Raw genomic sequence first — 18,229 nt, forward strand, 5'->3', positions numbered from 1 at the left:
CCGACGATGCTGGAGACGCTGCTGCGCGAGGAGTGGGGCCGGCTGCTGGCCCTGCTCGTCGCGCAGTTCCGTCGCCTGGACCTCGCCGAGGACGGCCTTGCCGACGCCTTCGAGGCGGCCGCCCGGCACTGGCCGGTCGACGGTGAGCCGGACAACGGGCCGGCGTGGCTGCTCACGACCGCCAGGCGACGGATCGTGGACCGGATGCGCTCCGAGGAGGTGCTGGCCCGCAAGATGCCGCTGCTCGTGGTCGACGCCGGGCTCACGCAAGAGGCGCAGCAGGTGATGGCCACGGTGCCGGCCGGGTCCGGCGGCGAGGCGATCACCGACGAGCGGCTCCGGCTGGTGCTGCTCTGCGCCCACCCGGCGCTCTCGCGTGAGGCCGCTGCCGCGCTCACCCTCCGGCTGGTCCTCGGCGTCCCGACCGAGGACATCGGGCGGCTGTTCCTGCAGTCGAAGGCGACGATGGCGGCGCGGCTGACCCGGGCGCGCAAGCGGCTCGCAGGCGCGTCCTTCGAGGTCCCGTCGGACCTCGCTGACCTGCGAGAACGGATCGGGATCGTCGCCGAGGTCGGCTATCTCGCGTTCACCGCGGGCTATGCCCCCGGCACCGGCCCCGATGTCGTACGCTCCGACCTCGCCGGCGAGGCGATCCGGCTGGTCCGCGTGCTGAGGGCGGTGCTCCCGGCGCCGGACCCGGAGGTCGACGCCCTGCTCGCCCTGATGCTGCTGCAGCACTCCCGCCGGGACGCGCGGATCGGGCCGGACGGCGCTCTCGTCCTGCTTCCCGACCAGGACCGCGCCCGCTGGCGCACCGACGAGATCACCGAGGCCCTCGCGATCCTCACCCCGCTCGCCCACGCCGCGCCGGCGCCCTATCTCCTCCAGGCGCTGATCGCCGCGGAGCACGCGGTCGCACCCACGTCCGAGGCGACCGCGTGGGTCCGCATCGTCGAGCGCTACGACGAGCTGCTCGCGCTCCACGACACCCCTGTCGTACGCCTCAATCGGGCCGTCGCCGTCGCTGAGGCCGAGGGAGCCGAGGCCGGGCTCCGGGCGCTGGGGTCGGTCGCCCTACCGGGACACCGGCTGCCTGCCGTACGTGCCCAACTGCTGGAACGGTCAGGGCACCATCGCGAGGCGATCGAGGCGTATGCCGAGGCCATCGCCCTCTGCGCGCACCGGCCGGAGCGGGCCGACCTCACCCGGCGACGCGCGGCTCTGGAAGGTTTTGAACCCATTCCCTAGACGAGAACACGTTCTAGTTGCGACACTCGGTGCTGTGACCCCGATCACTCTCCCCGACATCCTCGAGGCGATGGCCGACGCCATCCCCGACCGCACCGCCGTGTTCACGATGGAACACGCCTACAGCTTCGCCGAGGTCGACGAGCGCGCGACCAGGCTGGCCAACCACCTCCTCGGGCAGGGCATCCAACCCGGCGACCATGTCGCCATCCACTCCCGCAACCGGATCGAGTGGGTCGACGCCTTCTACGGGTGCATGAAGGCGCGGGCGGTGCCGATCAACATCAACCACAAGTACCTCCACGACGAGCTCGACCATCTCTACCGCAGCTCCGACTCGGTCGCGGCGATCATCGGACCGGAGCACGTCGAGGCGGTCGCCGCGCTCGGCCTGGGCATCCCCACGCTGGTGCTGGGCGAGGAGTACGACGCCGCGGTCGCCGCCGCCTCGAAGGAGCGCCCCGACATCGAGCGCAGCCCCGACGACCGCTACGTGATCTTCACCGGCGGCACCACCGGGATGCCGAAGGGCGTCGTGTGGCGCCAGGAGGACATCATCCGGGCCGCGATGAACGCGAGCCGGTTCGGGGCGCCGTTCGACACCGTCGAGCAGCTCGCCGAGGAAGCGGCCGCGCAGGAGACACCGATGGTGCTGCTGGCCTGCGGCCCGATGATGCACGGCGGCAGCCAGTGGATCATGGGCAACGGCCATGTCGGCGGCTGCACGGTCGCACTCTTCACAGAGCCGACCTGGTCGCCCGAGAGCATCCTGGACCTCGTCCAGGCGGCCGGGGTCAACTCGCTCACGTTCCTCGGCGACGCGATGGGGCGCCCGGTCGCCGAGGCGATCCTGCGTGAGCCGGAGCGCTGGGACCTGAGCGCGCTGTTCGCCGTCTCGAACGGCGCCGCACCGCTCTCCGCAGGGGTTCGCACCCAGCTCCGGGAGGCACTGCCCGGCCGCTACATCCTCGACTCCTACGGCGCCTCGGAGTCCGGAGCGACCGGCATGCAGGTCGATGAGGGCAACGAGGGCGCGCAGGCCGCGCCGAAGTTCCAGGTCGGGATGGACGTACAGGTCTTCGACACCGACCTGAAGCCGTGCGCGCCGGGCGAGACCGGGATGCTCGCACGCACCGGGTCGATCCCGCTGGGCTACTACAACGACCCGGTCAAGACCGCGGCGACGTTCAAGGAGATCGACGGGCAGCGCTGGTCGATCCCCGGCGACTTCGCGCGGCGCGAGGAGGACGGCTCGATCACCGTCCTGGGCCGCGGCTCGGGCTGCATCAACACCGGCGGCGAGAAGGTCTTCCCCGAGGAGGTCGAGGCGGTCCTGCTGCGACACCCCGACGTGTTCGACACCGCGGTCGTCGGCACCCCGCACGAACGCTGGGGCCAGCAGGTGACCGCTCTCGTGCAGCTCCGCGAGGGCGCCGCGACCTCGGACGACGCGCTGCGGGAGCACTGCCGCAGCCTCATCTCCGCCTACAAGGTGCCCAAGGACATCCTGCTCGTGGAGCGAGTCCCTCGCACGCCCGTGAGCAAGGTGGACTATCGTGCGAGCGCTACGGTCGCTGCCGAGCTGCTCGAGGCGCGTAGGTGACGACCGGCTGATCCGACGTACGGTTCGGTGCCGTACGGCCCTACCCCTGGAAAGCCTACGTCTCTGTGTCCGCCGTGATCCCCCTCACACTGCCCGACATCCTGGAGGCGATGGCCGATGCGATCCCCGATCGCACGGCTGTCGTCACCACCGACCGCGCCTACTCCTACGCCGAGATCGACGAGCGTGCCACGCGCCTGGCCAACCACCTGCTGAGCGTCGGTCTCGAGCCTGGTGCCCAGGTCGCCGTCCACGCGACCAACCGGATCGAGTGGGTCGACGCCCTCTACGGATGCCTCAAGGCCCGCACGATCCCGGTCAACATCAACCACGCCTACCGGCGCGACGAGCTCGCCCGGACGTACGCCGCCACCGACTGCGTCGCGGCCATCGTCTCCCCGGAGTTCACCGACGACCTCGACGAGCTCGACCTGAAGCTCGACCACCGGGTCGTCCTCGGCCCCGACTACGACGCCAAGGTCGCCGCGGCGTCCAAGGAGCGGCCGACCGTCGGGCGTACGCCCGGTGACTGGCACATCATCTTCACCACCGGCACCACAGGCACCCCGAAGGGTGCGGTGTGGCGTCAGGAGGACCTGATCTGGGCCGCGCTGAACACGGTCCGCCGCAACGCGCCGATCCCGTCGGTCGAGGGCCTCGCCGCCGAGGCGGCAGCTCGCGACTCGGGTGTCGTCCTGCTCGCCGGCGGTCCGCTGCTGCACGGGCAGAGCCAGCTGCTGCTTCTGCGGGCGCTGGTCGCCGGAGGCACCGCGGTGCTCGACACCTCGCCCACCTTCTCCGCCGAGACATTCCTCGACCTCGCCGAGCAGGCCGGCGCGACCGCGATCACGCTGCTGGGCGACGCCCAGGCGCGGCCGGTGGCTGCGGCGCGGCTGGTCGGGAAGAAGCGCTGGCCGCTGCGTTCGCTCGCCGGTGTCTCCAACACCGCCGCACCGCTCTCCGAGAACGTCCTCGGGGTCCTGCGAAACGCGTTCGCCCGCCGGGTCATCGTCGACTCCTACGGCACCCTGGAGACCGGCGTCACCGGCTCCCGCGCCGACGACGGCTCCCCGCTCGTCCCCGGTGAGGCGCGGTTCATGGTCGGCCCGGAGGTGGAGGTCTTCAACCCCGACCTCACCCCGGCGGCTCCCGGCGTCGAGGGCCTGCTGGCCCGCTCCGGTCCCTCGGCTCTCGGCTACTACAAGGACAACGCCCGCTCGGCCACCGCGATCAAGCTGATCGACAACCGGCGCTGGACCTTCCCCGGCGACCTCGCCCGTCGCGAGCAGGACGGCTCGATCACGCTACTGGGCAGGGCCGCCACCCTCGTACGCACCGGTGACCTCGAGATCCACCCCGAGACCATCGAGGGCGTGCTCCTCGGCCACGGCGACGTCGTCGACGCCGCGGTCTTCGGCATGCCTCACCCGCGCTGGGGCCAGCAGGTCGCGGCCCTGGTGCAGCTGGCTCCGTCGTCCGAGACGACCGCCGCCGACCTGCGCAAGCACTCCCGTGACCTGCTCGGTGAGTCGCACGAGCCCAAGCTCGTCCTGCTCGTCGACTCGGTGCCGCGTACGCCTGCCGGGACCGTCGACTACCGCGCCGCCACCGGCCTCACCGCCGACCTGCTCAGCACCGGCGGCAAGGCCCCGGACGAGGCGGACGAGCACTAGGCCCAGTCGGCGCGTTCTGACCGAACCCCGCGCCGAGTCGGCGCGTTATGACGAGCCGACTCGACCGGGATCCGTGTCAGGATGCGCCGACTCGGGCGGGAGCTCGGGCAGGTGGTGGCCGAACGGGACCCGCTCGACCTGCCCCAGCGCGGCGAGGACGGAGGGCAGCATCGCCTTCGCGGTGCGCTTGTAGCCCATGGCGCTGGGGTGGAAGTGGTCGATGGCGAACATCTCGTCGGGGTTCGTGATGAAGAACGGGCCGACGACCTCGGAGAGCGAGACGACGTGGGCGCCCTTGGCCAGCGCGGTCTCCCGCTGCCCCTCGGCCAGCTGCTTGGCGATCCTGCGTCCGAGCGAGCGCAGCGGCTGCGGCAGCGGTCGGACTGCACCGACGTCGGGGCAGGTCCCGACCACTACCTCGGCGCCACGCTCCCGCAGCGCGTCGATGATCTCCCCCAGCACCCGGGTGGAGTCCTTCTGCGGGACCCGGTGGGTGACGTCGTTGCCGCCGACGATGACCACGGCGACGTCGGGTCGGTAGCTCTCCGGAAGGGACTCGAGCTGAGCGGGAACCATCGAGGTCTCGGCCCCGACCACCGCGGCCGTACGCAGCCGCACCGGCCTCTGCAGGACCTTCGCCGTACCCTTGGCCAGCCGTGCGCCGAGCGTGCCGCCGCGGGTCTCCGCACCCAGCCCGGCGGCGATCGAGTCGCCGAGGACGAGGAGCTCCACCGGCGTACCGCCGTAGGTCTTCTTGTAGACCTTGTCGGCGTAGATCGCCTCCTCGCCGAGCGGCTTGCCGATCACGTCGCGTGCATGCGCCGCCTGTCTCTTCAGCAACGTCACGAACCCGGCACCGGCCGCCGCCCCCACCACGCCGATCGCGCCGGCGACTCCGGCGGTCGCGGCGACCACACCGAGCCACCTGGCCTCTTCACTCGTCTTCGCGCTGCTCACATTTCTTATCTGTAGCGCACGGATGTGAACGCGAAGGGACAAGCCCTACGCCTGCGAGAGCCCGGCTTCCTCGAAGGAGTCGTAGTTGGGGGCGATGGTGGCGCGGGGGCCGACGATGCCGCTGATCGCGTCGAGCGTCTTGAGGCCGTGGCCGGTGTTGATGATCACCGTCTCCAGGCTCGGGTCCAGAGCGCCGGTCTCGACGAGCTTCTTGGTGACCGCGAGCGTGGTGCCGCCGGCGGTCTCGGTGAAGATGCCCTCGGTGCGGGCCAGGAGCACGATCGCGGCGCGGATCTCGTCGTCGGTGACCTCCTCGACGGCGCCACCGGAGGAGCGGGTGGCGTCGAGGACGTAGATGCCGTCGGCGGGGTTGCCGATGGCCAGCGACTTGGCGATCGTGTCGGGCTTGACCGGGCGGATGGCGTCGACGCCGGCCTTGAACGCGGTCGCGACCGGGTTGCAGCCGGTCGCCTGGGCGCCGAAGATCCGGTAGGGCTTCTCCTCGACCAGACCGAGCTTGATCAGCTCCTTGAAGGCCTTGTCGACCTTGGTCAGCTGGGATCCGGAGGCCACCGGGATGACGATCTGGTCGGGCAGGCGCCAGCCGAGCTGCTCGGCGATCTCGAAGCCGAGCGTCTTGGAGCCCTCGGCGTAGAAGGGACGTACGTTGACGTTCACGAACGCCCAGCCGTCCTCCTCCGCCGCGATCTCCTGGGCGAGCTTGTTGACGTCGTCGTAGTTGCCGTCGACGGCGATCAGGTTGTCGGTGAAGATCGCGGAGTTGACCTGCTTGGGCTGCTCGAGGTTGCTCGGGATGAAGACCGCGGTCGGGATGCCGGCCCGCGCCCCCGCCGCCGCCACCGCGTTGGCCAGGTTGCCGGTGCTCGGGCAGGCGAAGACCTTGGCGTCGAGCTCACGGGCGGCGCTCAGCGCACAGGCGACCACGCGGTCCTTGAAGGAGTTGGTCGGGTTGGTCGAGTCGTCCTTCACCCAGATCTTCTCGATGCCGAGCTCCTTGGCGAGGTTCTTCGCGTCCAGGAGCCGGGTGAAGCCGGGCTCGGTGTTGGGGCTCTGCTCGATGTCGTCGGGCACCGGCAGCAGCGCCTTGTAGCGCCAGATGTTGCGGGGTCCGGCCTCGATCTCCTCACGGGTCACGGCCGGGAAGTCATAGGCCACCTCCAGTGGCCCGAAACACTCCGGACAGGCGTAATGCGGTCCGAGCTCGACCTGGTTGCCGCACTCTCGGCACGAGAGTGCCGATGCGTTCCCGAACGCGCCCTCGCGCAGACCGTTCTTCTCCTCGGTTGCAGCGCTCATGAGAAACCTCCTCCTCATCTTCCCCGATCACGTCTCTCGCGCCGGGCCGGAATTAGCACCTGCTCCGCTACCCGCCCTGGCATGGGAGGAGGCTCGCGGTCGGTTGCCGGGACTTCACTGGGCCGTTCCCTCAGTCCCTCTCGATGAGCAGTAGCGATCGTACGGCAGGTATCCGGCACCAAACACATCCGGGTTCCACTCCGCGGACCACATGTCCGCTATCTGGACGGCGGTCAGCGGGCGCGGAGGCGGCGCAGCATCCGGGCGTCGTCGAAGCCCACCGCTCGGGCGGCCGACTCCATGGTGGTGCCCGCGGCCAGCAGATGGTCGGCCCGCTCACGCCGAAGCGCCTGCTGGTAGCGGAGCGGGGTGAGACCGGTCGCGCTCACGAAGGCGCGGGTCAGGGTGCGCTCGCTCACCCCCGCGCCCTCGGCAAGGGCGGCGAGCGGGAGCGCCTCGGCGAACCGGCCGTCGATCACGTCCTGCACGTGGTGGACGGTGTCGTCGAGATGGTTCCGGTGGCGCAGCAGGACGCTCTCCTGCGGCTGGTCGCCGTTGCGCCGTGCGTAGACGACCATGTCTCGCGCGACACGAGCCGCCAGCGCCGGTCCGTGGCGCATCGCGAGCAGGTGCAGGCTCAGGTCGATGCCGCTGGCGATGCCTGCCGACGTCACGATCCGGTCATCGCTGGTGAAGAGCACGTCGCGCACCACCCGGGCCTTCGGATAACGCCGGGACAGCGCGTCCTGGAGGTCGTGATGGGTGGTGCAGAGACGGCCGTCGAGGAGACCCGCCTGGCCGAGGGCATCGGCCCCGGCGCAGACGCTCGCCACCTCGCCCCCGGCCGCATGATGGGCACGCAGCCGCTCGGCTGTCTCCCGGGAGAGCCGAGGGCCGGCGACGAGGTCGTACGCCGCCCGCCACCCCGGCACGAGGAGCAGGTCGCCCGGGTCGGGATCGGGCCACTCCGCGGTGACCGACAGCGGCAGCCCCTGGGCCGAGACCACCTCCCCCGGCTCGGCGCCCGCGACGTAGACGAGGTCGTAGGGGTGCCCCAGGTTGCCAGCGGTGTGGAACGCCTGTGCCGGCCCGGCCAGGTCGAGCAGATGTACGCCGGGCAGCAGCACGAACACGACCTTGCTCATGCCGCCACACCCGTTGAGGAGAAGAAAGGATACGGATGTGACGGCATGATGATCACATTGATCGCTCGCTGGCGCTCGCTCACGCCGCAGATGCTGCCACAGCCTCCAGATCGGCGATGGTCACGATCTCGGCGAAACGGCCGCTGAGCACGAGTTTCGTACGCTCCACGACCTCCTCCGCGGACAAGCCGCCCAGCGGCTCGGTGGTCACGGCGTCGGCGACATAGGTGACCCGGTAGCCGAGGTCGGAGCCGATCCGGGCGTTGGTCTCGACACACTGCTCGGCACGGATCCCGCAGACCACGAGCTCGGTGATCCCGTGCTCGGTCAGCACCTGCTGCAGGTTGGTCGTGGTGAATGCGTTGTGCGAGGTCTTGCGCACCTCGACGTCACCCGACTGCGGGCCGCTCAGCCCTTCCAGGTAGCGCACATGGCCCGAGGCCGGGTCGAAGGCACCACCGCTGCCGGGCTCGGTGTGCAGCACCCAGACGACCAGGTCTCCGGCGGCACGCGCGAGGCTCACCAGCCGGTCTGCGCGCTCGGCGATGTCGGGATGGAGGGTCCGGTCCCACAACTCCTGCTGACGAAAGGATTCCTGGATGTCGATGACGAGAAGGGCTCGGTTGCTCATGCCTCCAGTGTGCGAGCTGCCCGCTCGATGCACGAGGCATCAAGCGGGCAGCATCCGGAACGATCCGGTCAGGCAGCGGCAACCGAGCTGGCAGTGCTGGCACCCCCGGCCGCAGGGGCGAGGGCGCCGCGTACGACATCCCTGACATCACTCACCAGGTTGATCTTCAGCGCCTGCTTCACCTCGTCGGGCACCTCGTCCAGATCGGGCTCGTTGCGCTGCGGCACGAATACCTCGGTCAGGCCGGCCCGCTGGGCGGCGAGCAGCTTCTGCTTGAGGCCGCCGATGGGCAGCACCCGGCCGGAGAGCGAGACCTCACCGGTCATGCCGACCTCGCTGCGCACCGGGCGTCCGGTCGCGAGCGAGGTGAGCGCGGTGACCATGGTGATCCCGGCGCTCGGGCCGTCCTTGGGCACCGCGCCCGCGGGCACGTGGACGTGGAGCGAGCGGTCCAGCACCGCCGGGTCCACCCCCAGCTCGGCCGCGTGCGAGCGGACGAAGGAGAGCGCGATCTGCGCGGACTCCTTCATCACCTCACCGAGCTGGCCGGTGATGTTCAGGCCGGTCTGCCCGTCGGCAGCGGACGCCTCGATGAAGAGCACGTCCCCACCCAGGCCGGTCACGGCCAGCCCGGTGGCGACCCCCGGGACCGACGTACGCTCCGCCGACTCCGGCGTGAACCGCGGCCGTCCGACGAGGTCCTTGAGGTTGTCCAGGTCGACCTCGACATGCTCGGCCCCGGTGGCCAAACGTGTCGCCGCCTTGCGCAGCGCCTTGGCGAGGAGCCGCTCGAGCTGGCGTACGCCCGCCTCGCGGGTGTAGTTGGCAGCCAGCTCACGCAGCGCGTCGTCGGCGACGCTCACCTCGTCCGCGGTGACCGCGGCCCGCTCGAGCTGCCGGGGCAGCAGGAAGTCGCGGGCGATGGCTACCTTGTCGTCCTCGGTGTAGCCGTCGATGGTGACCAGCTCCATCCGGTCCAGCAGGGCGCTCGGGATCTGCTCCACGACGTTGGCCGTCGCGATGAACAGGACGTCGGAGAGGTCCAGGTCGAGCTCGAGGTAGTGGTCGCGGAAGGTGTGGTTCTGCGCCGGGTCGAGCACCTCCAGCAGCGCCGCAGCAGGATCGCCCCGGTAGTCGGAGCCGACCTTGTCGACCTCGTCGAGGAGCACGACCGGGTTCATCGAGCCGGCCTCCTTGATGGCCCGCACGATCCGCCCCGGGAGCGCGCCGACGTAGGTGCGCCGGTGACCGCGGATCTCGGCCTCGTCACGGACACCGCCCAGCGCGACCCGGACGAACTTCCGTCCGAGCGAGCGGGCGACCGACTCACCGAGCGAGGTCTTGCCGACTCCAGGCGGGCCGGCGAGGAGCACCACGGCGCCCGAGCCTCGGCCGCCGATGACCTGCAGCCCACGCTCGGCGCGACGTGTCCTGACCGCCAGGTACTCCACGATCCGGTCCTTGACCTCGTCGAGGCCGTGGTGGTCGGCGTCGAGCACCTCGCGAGCAGCGACCACGTCGGTGGAGTCCTCCGTGGTCACGCCCCAGGGCAGCTCCAGCACGGTGTCCAGCCAGGTGCGGATCCAGGCGGTCTCGGGGTTCTGCTCCGAACCACGCTCGAGCTTGTCGACCTCGCGCAGCGCGGCCTCGCGTACGGCCTCGGGCAGGTCGGCTGCCTCGACCCGGGCCCGGTAGTCGTCGGACCCCTCGGGCTCGCCCTCGCCGAGCTCCTTGCGGATCGCGGCGAGCTGCTGGCGCAGCAGGAACTCCCGCTGCGTCTTCTCCATGCCCTCGCGTACGTCCTCGGCGATCTTGTCGCTGACCTCGGACTCCGCGATGTTGTCCTTGGCCCAGGCGATCACCTTCTCGAGCCGCTCCTCGACCGACGGCGTCTCCAGCAGCTCGCGCTTGGCCTCGTCGTCGAGGTAGGGCGCGTAGCCGGCGGTGTCGGCGATCTCGGACGGCTCGGTGAGGCGGTTGACCTGGTCGATGACCGGCCAGGCCTCACGACGCTGCAGCACGGCGACGACCAGCCGCTTGTACTCCTCGGCCAGCTCCTTAGCGTGCTCCGTCGTGGTCTCCTCGGCCGCCTCGACCTCGACCCACAGCGCAGCACCGGGTCCGGTCACGCCGGAGCCGATCTTCGCTCGGCCGACAGCCCTCAGCACCGCCGCGGGCTCACCGCCCCGGAACCGGCCGACACGCTCGATCGTGGCGACAGCACCGTACGTCGCATACCGGTCCCCCAGCCGCGGCGCGACCAGCAGCCGGCTCTCCGAGCCGGCCCGGGCGGCGTCGATCGCAGCCTGCGCGGCCTCGTCGAGCTCGATCGGCACGACCATCCCCGGCAGGACCACGGCATCCGAGACGAACAGCACAGGAAGCTTGTCCATTGCGGACCCTCCTAGAAAGTTGAGTGATACCGGCTCAACTCCCGGGGACAACCGGATGTTCCCTCCGGTTATCGTGTTCGCTGTCAGCGGACGCCGCGCTACCCCTGGCGCGCCTCGGCGGTCAGCTCACGCAGAAGCTCCAGCACACCGTCCGGACCCGCCACCTCGACATCGGCCAGCCCGGCGAGCGGACCCCGGTCGGGTCCAGCGTGGGAGTAGACGAGCACCGTCGGCGACCCGGTCGCCTTTCCCCAGGCACGCACCGCCTCGAACGCCTCGACGTCCCCCAGGTCGTCGCCACCGAACAGGATCGCGCCGGGCGAGACCTCCTCCACCAAGGTGGAGATCGCGTGACCCTTGTGCATGCCAGGAGCACGCACCTCGATGACCTGCTTGCCGGGCTCGATGACGAGCCCGTGCTCGCCGGCCAGCTCGGTCAGCGGCGGGAGCAGACGCGCGGCGAGGCCGTCGGGGTCAGGGAACCGGCGGGTGTGCACCCCGACGGCGAGACCCTTCTCCTCGATATAGGCGTCCTGCGCACCGTGCGCGGAGAGCACCGCGGGCAGCGCCGCCTCGAACGCGGCCAGCCCCTCGGGCGGCGGCGGACCGATGACGATCCGGTCCGAGCCGCTCCAGCGCTCGTTGCCGTACTGACCGAACACGTACAGCTCCTTGCCCAGCTCCCCCAGCGCGTCGGCGATCGCGTCCAGCCCGCCCAGCTCGACGACCTGTCCGGCGGGTCGGCCGGTGACGATGGCCAGCGCCTTGACCCGGGACGCGAGCGCGATCAGGACCTCCGCCGCGTCCGGATGGATCCGAGCCGAAGCCGGGTCCTCCACGATCGGGGAGAGCGTCCCGTCGAAGTCGAGACCGACGAGAGTCTCGGCGGCAGCAGCCGCGATCGCGGCGTACTTCTGCTCTCCTGCGGTGCCGTCAGGCTGGAGTTCGGCCATGGCTCAACTGTGACACGGCAACGACCTACGAGCCGACCGGGCGAGCACTGCCGTGTGGCAGATCACACACCATCGAGAACGGCCGGAAAGCCTCAGAGAGCACCGGTCAGGACGACCGTCAACCGGTCGCCCTTCATCGAGCCTTCGACCGACACATGGGTGCGTTTGATGCCGAGGTCATCGGCGAGCTGCTGGCCCTCGCGCTTCATCTCGCCCGGGTAGTAGACGGTGTTCTCCGGAACCGAGCCCATCCAGTTGTCCTCGCCGACGACGTTCCAGCCGACCGTCGTCGCCTTAGCCGCGACGTCGCTGGCAAGGCCACCGATGTTGGACTGGTTGTAGACCTCGACGCTGACCTTGGCACGATCGACGGGCGAGGGCTCGGCCTTGGCCGGCTTCTTCTCCTCGGTCTTGGCCGGCTTCGGCTTCGCCGACGCCGAGGGAGACGGAGTGCCCCCTGCCTGGGCGATCTTCTCGCCCCCGTCGTCAGAACCCCCGGTGATCCAGAAGACGACCACCGCGGCGACGACGGCAACCACGCTCAGCGCGATGACGGGTGTGGGAAGCGCGACGCCACGCTCACCCTTCGAAGGACGTACGCAGCCGGTCATTCAGACCTCGAAACCGAGCCGTCTCGCCGAGCGCTGACGCTGCCGGGCCGCGCGGAGCCGTCGCAGGCGGCGTACCAGCAGGGGGTCGGCCTCGAGGGCCTCCGGCTTGTCGATGAGAGCGTTGAGCACCTGGTAGTAACGGGTGGCGGACATGTTGAACGCCTCGCGCACGGCGGCTTCCTTGGCTCCGGCGTACTTCCACCACTGACGCTCGAAGTCGAGGATCTGCTTGTCACGTTCACTGAGGCTCGCGGGGTCCTCGCCTGGGCCTGTGACCTGCACGTTGACAGCGCTCATTCCTCGTCCCCCGGTGTCGTCTGCATCTGACCACACCCTAACGCGCCGAACTACACCGCTGTGGTTCACCCTGTCGGCGTGTTACTCGACAGGTATTCCGACCGGAGCCGAAAGTCACGGGTGGAACGACACGGCGCCGAACCTGGCCCCGGTCCATTAGAGTCGGAGATGTGCAGGCTGACCTGGTAATCGTGGCCAACCGGCTTCCCGTCGATCGAGTGGAGATGCCGGACGGCACGAAAGCGTGGCGACGCTCCCCAGGAGGCCTGGTCAGCGCCCTCGAACCCGTCCTGCGCGCCAACGACGGCGTCTGGATCGGCTGGCCCGGCGGCACCGACGAGGACCTCGAGCCGTTCGAGGACGACGGGCTCCACCTGTTGCCGATGACAATGACCGCCGAGGACATCCGGGAGCACTACGAGGGCTTCTCCAACGGCACCCTGTGGCCGCTCTACCACGACGTCGTGGCCAAGCCGGAGTTCCACCGCGAGTGGTGGGACGGCTACCAGCGCGTCAACCGCAGGTTCGCCGAGAAGTGCGCCGAGGTCGCCGCGAAGGGCGCGACCGTCTGGGTCCAGGACTACCAGCTCCAGCTGGTCCCGCAGATGCTGCGCGAGCTCCGCCCCGACCTGCGCATCGGCTTCTACCTGCACATCCCGTTCCCTCCAGCCGAGCTCTTCCAGCAGGTCCCCTGGCGCCGCCAGCTCCTCGAGGGTCTCCTCGGCGCCGACCTCGTCGGCTTCCAGCTCCCGCAGGCGGCCCAGAACTTCGTCCGCCTGGTGCGTCAGCGCGTCGGCCACAAGACCCATCGCGACCTGGTCTATCTCCCCGACGGGCGCACCGTGCACGCGGCCGCCTTCCCGATCTCGATCGACTTCCTCGGCTTCGACGAGATGGCCCACGACGAGGCCATCAACCAGCGCGCCAAGGAGATCCGCCAGCAGCTCGGCGACCCGAAGAAGATCCTGCTCGGCGTCGACCGGCTCGACTACACCAAGGGCATCTACGCCAGGCTGCGCGCCTACGGCGAGATGATCCGCGACACCGAGCTCGACGTCGAGGACGCGATCTTCGTCCAGGTGGCGGTGCCCTCTCGCGAGCGCGTCGAGCAGTACCGCAAGCTCCGCGACGACATCGACCGCCTCGTCGGCCGCCTCAACGGCGACCTCGGCCGCATCGGCCGACCCGCGATCTCCTACCTCCACACGAGCCTCCCCCGGGCGGAGATGGCCGCGCTCTACCGCGCCGCCGACATCATGGTCGTCACCCCCTACCGCGACGGCATGAACCTGGTCGCGAAGGAGTACGTCGCCTGCCGCTACGAGGACGACGGCGCCCTCGTGCTCTCCGAGTTCGCCGGCGCGGCCGAGGAGCTGCGCCAGGCCTGGCTCGTCAACCCCTACGACATCAATGGGATGAAGGCCGCGCTGCTCGAGGCCTACCAGGCCGAGCCGAAGGAGCTCACCCGCCGGATGAAGGCGATGCGCAAGCAGGTCGCCGCCCGGGACGTACGCCACTGGGCCGACACCTTCCTCGAAGAGCTCGCCGCCGTGGAGGGCAGTCACACCAAGAACGTGCTTCCGCCCAACGCCCACTGAGGGCTGCCTGGTGGCTAGAGTCGAGCCGTGACCACCAACTCTGACCCGATCAGGTGGGGAATTCTCGGCACCGGCCGGATCGCCCACTCCCTCGCCACCGACCTGATGCTCGTCCCCGACGGCCAACTCGTGGCCGTGGGCTCGCGGAGCAAGGAGTCTGCGGAGGAGTTCGCGAAGGCGTACGAGGCCAAGGGGCCGGTCCGCGCGCACGGCTCCTATGAGGAGCTGGCCGCCGACGAGGACGTCGACGTCGTCTACATCGCCTCCCCCCACTCCCACCACCTCGAGCACGCCACCCTCGTGCTCAACGCCGGCAAGCACGTGCTGTGCGAGAAGGCGCTGACGCTCAACGCCGCCGACTCGCAGACGATGGTCGACCTGGCCACCTCCAAGAAGCTGTTCCTCATGGAGGCCATGTGGATGGCGACCAACCCGATCATCCGGCGCCTCGTCACCGACGTGAAGTCGGGCCGCTTCGGGGTCCCCCGGCACGTACACGCCGAGCTCGGCTTCGTCGCCCACCCCGAGCAGAACCAGCGCCTCCTCGACCCGGCGCTCGGCGCCAGCGCGCTGCTCGACATGGGCATCTACCCGCTCACCTTCGCCCACCTGCTCTTCGGCGAGGCCCGCGCGCTGACCGCTCAGGCCAACCTCGGCGAGGGTGCCGACGGCGCCACCTTCGACCTCGACCTGGTGATGACCGGGAAGTACGCCGGCAACGAGCTCTCCACCATGGTCTCCTCGGTCACCTCCTACTCGTCCCGTGCGGCCTCGATCGCCACCGACCAGGGCCGCATCGAGCTGACCGACTTCCACCACCCGTCCTCGGCGGTCTTCAAGCCCGCCAACGGCGACGAGCCCGTCGAGATCGTCGGTGACGAGCCCGTCATCGGCGCTGCGTACGCCAACGAGATCGTCGAGGTGCAGCGCTGCCTGCGCGAGGGCCTCCTGGAGTCCCCGCTGGTGCCCCACAGCCAGACGCTCAGCCTGATGCGCCAGATGGACATGATCCGCGAGTCCATCGGCGCCCGCTACGCCACCGAGGCCTGACGAGAAGTCACCCCCGCCGGCCGAGGCGTCAGCGGCGTCGGTCGAGTTGGCACCGGATGCCGTCTCGACCGACGCGAGTGACGTCTCGGCCGACGTACCTGACGTCTCGACCCTCAGGCGGTGGTCGGCTTCTCGTTGAAGGTGCGGTGCGGTTGCACGACGGCGAGGAGCTCGCGGGCCACATCGGGGCCGAGGGCGCCCCAGTGGTCCTTGTAGCCGTAGACGCCGGCGAGAGTGCGTGACTCGTAGTCGCCGTTCATGACCTCGATGTCATGCGGCGTGATCAGGCCGGGGTGGGCGACACCGACCGCGGCGGAGACCTTCGTCAGCTCCCTGCGCAGGGTCCTGAGATAACTGGCACAGCGATCGCCCTTGTCCATTGGGTCGAGGCCGCCGGAGAGCCACTTGCTCTGCGTCGCGACGCCGGTCGGACAGGTGTCGTCGTGGCACTTCTGAGCCTGGATGCAGCCGATCGACATCATCGCCTCGCGGCCGACGTTGATCATGTCGGCGCCGAGCGCGAAGGCGACGGCGGCGTTCTCCGGAAGGCCGAGCTTCGCCGACCCGATGAAGGTGATCGAGTCGGTCAGACCGACCTCGGCGAACGTGCCGTAGACCCGCGAGAAGCCGATCCGGTACGGCATCGCGACCGCGTCGGAGAAGATCAGCGGCGCGGCACCGGTGCCGCCCTCGCTGCCGTCGACGGTGATGAAGTCGACGCCCCGCTCCCCCGACCGCATCTTGCCGGCGAGCTCCTGCCAGAACTCCATCTCACCGACCGCCGACTTGATGCCGACCGGCACCCCGGTCTCGGCGGCGATCATCTCAACGAAGTCGAGCATCGAGTCGACGTCGTGGAAGGCGGAGTGCCGAGACGGCGAGGCACAGTCCTTGCCGAGCTCGATGCCGCGGATCTCGGCGATCTCCGGGGTCACCTTGGCCGCCGGCAGCAGTCCACCGAGGCCGGGCTTGGCGCCTTGCGAGAGCTTGATCTCGATCGCCTTGACCGGCGCGCTGGCGACCCGCTCCTTGAGCCGATCGATCGAGAAGGTGCCGTCGGCGTTCCGGCACCCGAAGTAGGCGGTGCCGATCTGCATCACCAGATCGGCGCCGCCTTCCAGGTGGTAGGGCGAGATGCCGCCCTCGCCGGTGTTGTGCATCGCCCCGGCCTTGAGTGCACCCCGATTGAGCGCCGTGATCGCCGGCCCGGACAGCGACCCGAACGACATCGCCGAGATGTTGACGATCGACTCCGGCCGGAACGCCTTGGCTCGCCCGCGCGGCGCTCCGAGCACCTTCGCCGACGGGAGCTTGGCGGCCGGGTCGTGGTCGTCGGGCAGGGAGTCGGCGAACGTACGGTGCTTGATATGGATGTGGCCCTGGGTGTGCTCGATGTCGTTGTCGGTGCCGAAGCCGAAGTAGTTGTTCTGCTCCTTGGCCGAGGAGTAGACCCAACGCCGCTGGTCGCGGCTGAAGGGCCTCTCCTCGTCGTTGTCGGCGACGATGTACTGCCGCAGCTCCGGCCCGATCTTCTCCATCAGGTACCGCGCGTGCCCGATCACCGGGAAGTTCCGCAGGATCGCGTGCTTGCGCTGGGACAGGTCGCGCACCGCGACCACGCCGGCGGCGAGCGCCGCTCCCCCGAGGAGGGTCGTCATCTTCATGTACGTCTTCCTACCGGGCGCCCACCTGGATGTAAACGTCCGCGACGGTGTCGCAGGGCGTCGCTCAGGCGAACTCGGGGATGACCTTCGACTCGAAGAGCTCGAGGGAGGAGCGGTCGTAGGCGGCGTCCGGGAAGTAGCCGATGGCGTACGTCATCCCGAGCCCCTCCATGGTCTTGAGCCGCTCCACGACCTGCTCGGGGGTGCCGGCGAGCGCGCTCGGGCCACTGCCGTTCGCGACGATCTCGGCGGCCTTGTCCTCACCGAGGTGAGGCACCAGACGTGCCTTCCAGGCGGCGAGCTTGTCGGCGACCTCGGCCTCGGTCTCGCCCAGCACCACGTTGTAGTTGGAGGAGCGGGTGATCTCGGAGAAGTCGCGCCCGAGGGTCTCGCAGTGCGCCGCGAGGATGTCCGACTTGGCCTTGAACGCCTCCGGGTCGCCGAAGAAGTTGGTGTAGTCGGCGTACTGCGCGGCGATCTTCAGGGTCACCTTCTCGCCACCGCCGGCGATCCACAGCGGGATGCCGGAGCGCCCCTTCTGGATCGGCAGCGGCTGACAGATGGCGCCGTCGACCTGGTAGTACTTCCCGTCCAGCGACGAGACGCCCTTCGTCCACGCCTGCTGGAAGATCTGGACGCCCTCACGGAGCATGCCGAGCCGGTCGCGTGCCTCGGGGAAGCCGTAGCCGTAGGCCCGCCACTCGTGCTCGTACCAGCCGGCGCCGATGCCCATCTCGATCCGGCCACCGCTGATGTGGTCGGCGGTCGCGGCGACCTTCGCCAGGTAGGCCGGGTTGCGGTAGGACATGCACGAGCACATCTGCCCGAGGCGAACCCGCGACGTCACCGCCCCCAGACCCGCCATCAGCGACCAGGCCTCGTGGGTCGCCTGGTCGGAGGGCTCCGGGGTGGTGTGGAAGTGGTCGTAGACCCAGATGCTCTCCCAGGGGCCGGAGTCGGCGTGGATCGCCAGGTCCTTCATCGTCGTCCACTGGTCCGCCGGGTCGATCCCGACGAGGTCGAAGCGCCATCCCTGCGGGACGAAGAAACCGAACTTCATGTCTACTCCTTGGTGAGTCCAACCTGAGT

At 69.8% G+C, this 18,229-nt stretch carries 15 protein-coding genes and 1 riboswitch; of the genes, 5 read left to right on the plus strand and 10 right to left on the minus strand.

Going from position 1 to position 18,229, the window contains the following annotated elements:
• The first annotated feature begins 6 nt into the window (after positions 1-6).
• The 3 genes from ACFU7D_RS05460 to ACFU7D_RS05470 all read left to right on the plus strand — a co-directional run bounded on the left by ACFU7D_RS05460 (position 7) and on the right by ACFU7D_RS05470 (position 4,524).
• Positions 7-1,248 carry an RNA polymerase sigma factor gene (locus ACFU7D_RS05460; protein WP_378864323.1) on the plus strand — a complete coding sequence of 414 codons (1,242 nt, stop codon included), beginning with the start codon at positions 7-9 and terminating at the stop codon, positions 1,246-1,248.
• Positions 1,249-1,282: 34 nt separating this feature from the next.
• Positions 1,283-2,851, plus strand: coding sequence for an AMP-binding protein (locus ACFU7D_RS05465; RefSeq protein WP_378864325.1), 1,569 nt, complete (start codon positions 1,283-1,285; stop codon positions 2,849-2,851).
• Between the two features lie 74 nt (positions 2,852-2,925).
• Complete coding sequence (locus tag ACFU7D_RS05470) at positions 2,926-4,524, plus strand: AMP-binding protein (protein WP_378864328.1); 1,599 nt, start codon at positions 2,926-2,928, stop codon at positions 4,522-4,524.
• Between the two features lie 45 nt (positions 4,525-4,569).
• Here ACFU7D_RS05470 and ACFU7D_RS05475 read toward each other — a convergent pair whose 3' ends face one another.
• From ACFU7D_RS05475 to ACFU7D_RS05510, 8 genes are all read right to left on the minus strand, one after another.
• Positions 4,570-5,481, minus strand: a complete 912-nt coding sequence (locus ACFU7D_RS05475) for an SGNH/GDSL hydrolase family protein (protein WP_378864331.1) — start codon at positions 5,479-5,481, stop codon at positions 4,570-4,572.
• Positions 5,482-5,526: 45 nt separating this feature from the next.
• Positions 5,527-6,798, minus strand: a complete 1,272-nt coding sequence (thrC, locus tag ACFU7D_RS05480) for a threonine synthase (RefSeq protein ID WP_378724690.1) — start codon at positions 6,796-6,798, stop codon at positions 5,527-5,529.
• Positions 6,799-6,809: 11 nt separating this feature from the next.
• Positions 6,810-6,948: riboswitch (SAM riboswitch) on the minus strand.
• Positions 6,949-7,031: 83 nt separating this feature from the next.
• Positions 7,032-7,943, minus strand: a complete 912-nt coding sequence (locus ACFU7D_RS05485; protein ID WP_378864335.1) for a GlxA family transcriptional regulator — start codon at positions 7,941-7,943, stop codon at positions 7,032-7,034.
• A 79-nt stretch (positions 7,944-8,022) separates the two neighbouring features.
• The gene (locus ACFU7D_RS05490; RefSeq protein ID WP_378864338.1) at positions 8,023-8,574 is read right to left on the minus strand and encodes an isochorismatase family protein; all 552 of its coding nucleotides are present in this window, start codon (positions 8,572-8,574) and stop codon (positions 8,023-8,025) included.
• Between the two features lie 68 nt (positions 8,575-8,642).
• Positions 8,643-10,967 carry an endopeptidase La gene (lon, locus tag ACFU7D_RS05495; protein ID WP_378864341.1) on the minus strand — a complete coding sequence of 775 codons (2,325 nt, stop codon included), beginning with the start codon at positions 10,965-10,967 and terminating at the stop codon, positions 8,643-8,645.
• Between the two features lie 98 nt (positions 10,968-11,065).
• On the minus strand, positions 11,066-11,920 hold the full coding sequence (gene otsB, locus ACFU7D_RS05500; RefSeq protein ID WP_378864344.1) for a trehalose-phosphatase: 855 nt from the start codon (positions 11,918-11,920) through the stop codon (positions 11,066-11,068).
• Positions 11,921-12,012: 92 nt separating this feature from the next.
• Positions 12,013-12,531, minus strand: a complete 519-nt coding sequence (locus ACFU7D_RS05505; RefSeq protein ID WP_378864347.1) for a LytR C-terminal domain-containing protein — start codon at positions 12,529-12,531, stop codon at positions 12,013-12,015.
• Positions 12,532-12,828: a DUF3263 domain-containing protein gene (locus tag ACFU7D_RS05510; protein WP_091046051.1), complete on the minus strand. Its 297-nt coding sequence runs from the start codon at positions 12,826-12,828 to the stop codon at positions 12,532-12,534. It lies immediately after the preceding gene.
• 170 nt (positions 12,829-12,998) lie between these two features.
• Between ACFU7D_RS05510 and ACFU7D_RS05515 the strand changes: the two genes are divergently transcribed.
• Positions 12,999-14,426, plus strand: coding sequence for a trehalose-6-phosphate synthase (locus ACFU7D_RS05515; protein ID WP_378864350.1), 1,428 nt, complete (start codon positions 12,999-13,001; stop codon positions 14,424-14,426).
• Between the two features lie 27 nt (positions 14,427-14,453).
• The gene (locus ACFU7D_RS05520) at positions 14,454-15,476 is read left to right on the plus strand and encodes a Gfo/Idh/MocA family protein (protein WP_378864353.1); all 1,023 of its coding nucleotides are present in this window, start codon (positions 14,454-14,456) and stop codon (positions 15,474-15,476) included.
• Positions 15,477-15,589: 113 nt separating this feature from the next.
• On the opposite strand, the gene ACFU7D_RS05525 is transcribed toward ACFU7D_RS05520, so the two are convergent.
• On the minus strand, positions 15,590-17,140 hold the full coding sequence (locus tag ACFU7D_RS05525; RefSeq protein WP_378864356.1) for an FMN-binding glutamate synthase family protein: 1,551 nt from the start codon (positions 17,138-17,140) through the stop codon (positions 15,590-15,592).
• 64 nt (positions 17,141-17,204) lie between these two features.
• Positions 17,205-18,200, minus strand: coding sequence for an LLM class F420-dependent oxidoreductase (locus ACFU7D_RS05530; protein WP_378724671.1), 996 nt, complete (start codon positions 18,198-18,200; stop codon positions 17,205-17,207).
• Between the last annotated feature and the right edge of the window lie 29 nt (positions 18,201-18,229).

This window comes from Nocardioides sp. NPDC057577 (assembly GCF_042801335.1).
GTDB lineage: Bacteria > Actinomycetota > Actinomycetes > Propionibacteriales > Nocardioidaceae > Nocardioides.

Excerpts from the sequence above, each read along its gene's own strand:
- ACFU7D_RS05460 (WP_378864323.1), top strand. The coding sequence starts at position 7 with ATGCTGGAGACGCTGCTGCGCGAGGAGTGGGGCCGGCTGCTGGCCCTG.
- thrC (WP_378724690.1), bottom strand. The coding sequence starts at position 6,798 with ATGAGCGCTGCAACCGAGGAGAAGAACGGTCTGCGCGAGGGCGCGTTC.
- ACFU7D_RS05485 (WP_378864335.1), bottom strand. The coding sequence starts at position 7,943 with ATGAGCAAGGTCGTGTTCGTGCTGCTGCCCGGCGTACATCTGCTCGAC.
- ACFU7D_RS05490 (WP_378864338.1), bottom strand. The coding sequence starts at position 8,574 with ATGAGCAACCGAGCCCTTCTCGTCATCGACATCCAGGAATCCTTTCGT.
- lon (WP_378864341.1), bottom strand. The coding sequence starts at position 10,967 with ATGGACAAGCTTCCTGTGCTGTTCGTCTCGGATGCCGTGGTCCTGCCG.
- otsB (WP_378864344.1), bottom strand. The coding sequence starts at position 11,920 with ATGGCCGAACTCCAGCCTGACGGCACCGCAGGAGAGCAGAAGTACGCC.
- ACFU7D_RS05505 (WP_378864347.1), bottom strand. The coding sequence starts at position 12,531 with ATGACCGGCTGCGTACGTCCTTCGAAGGGTGAGCGTGGCGTCGCGCTT.
- ACFU7D_RS05510 (WP_091046051.1), bottom strand. The coding sequence starts at position 12,828 with ATGAGCGCTGTCAACGTGCAGGTCACAGGCCCAGGCGAGGACCCCGCG.
- ACFU7D_RS05525 (WP_378864356.1), bottom strand. The coding sequence starts at position 17,140 with ATGAAGATGACGACCCTCCTCGGGGGAGCGGCGCTCGCCGCCGGCGTG.
- ACFU7D_RS05530 (WP_378724671.1), bottom strand. The coding sequence starts at position 18,200 with ATGAAGTTCGGTTTCTTCGTCCCGCAGGGATGGCGCTTCGACCTCGTC.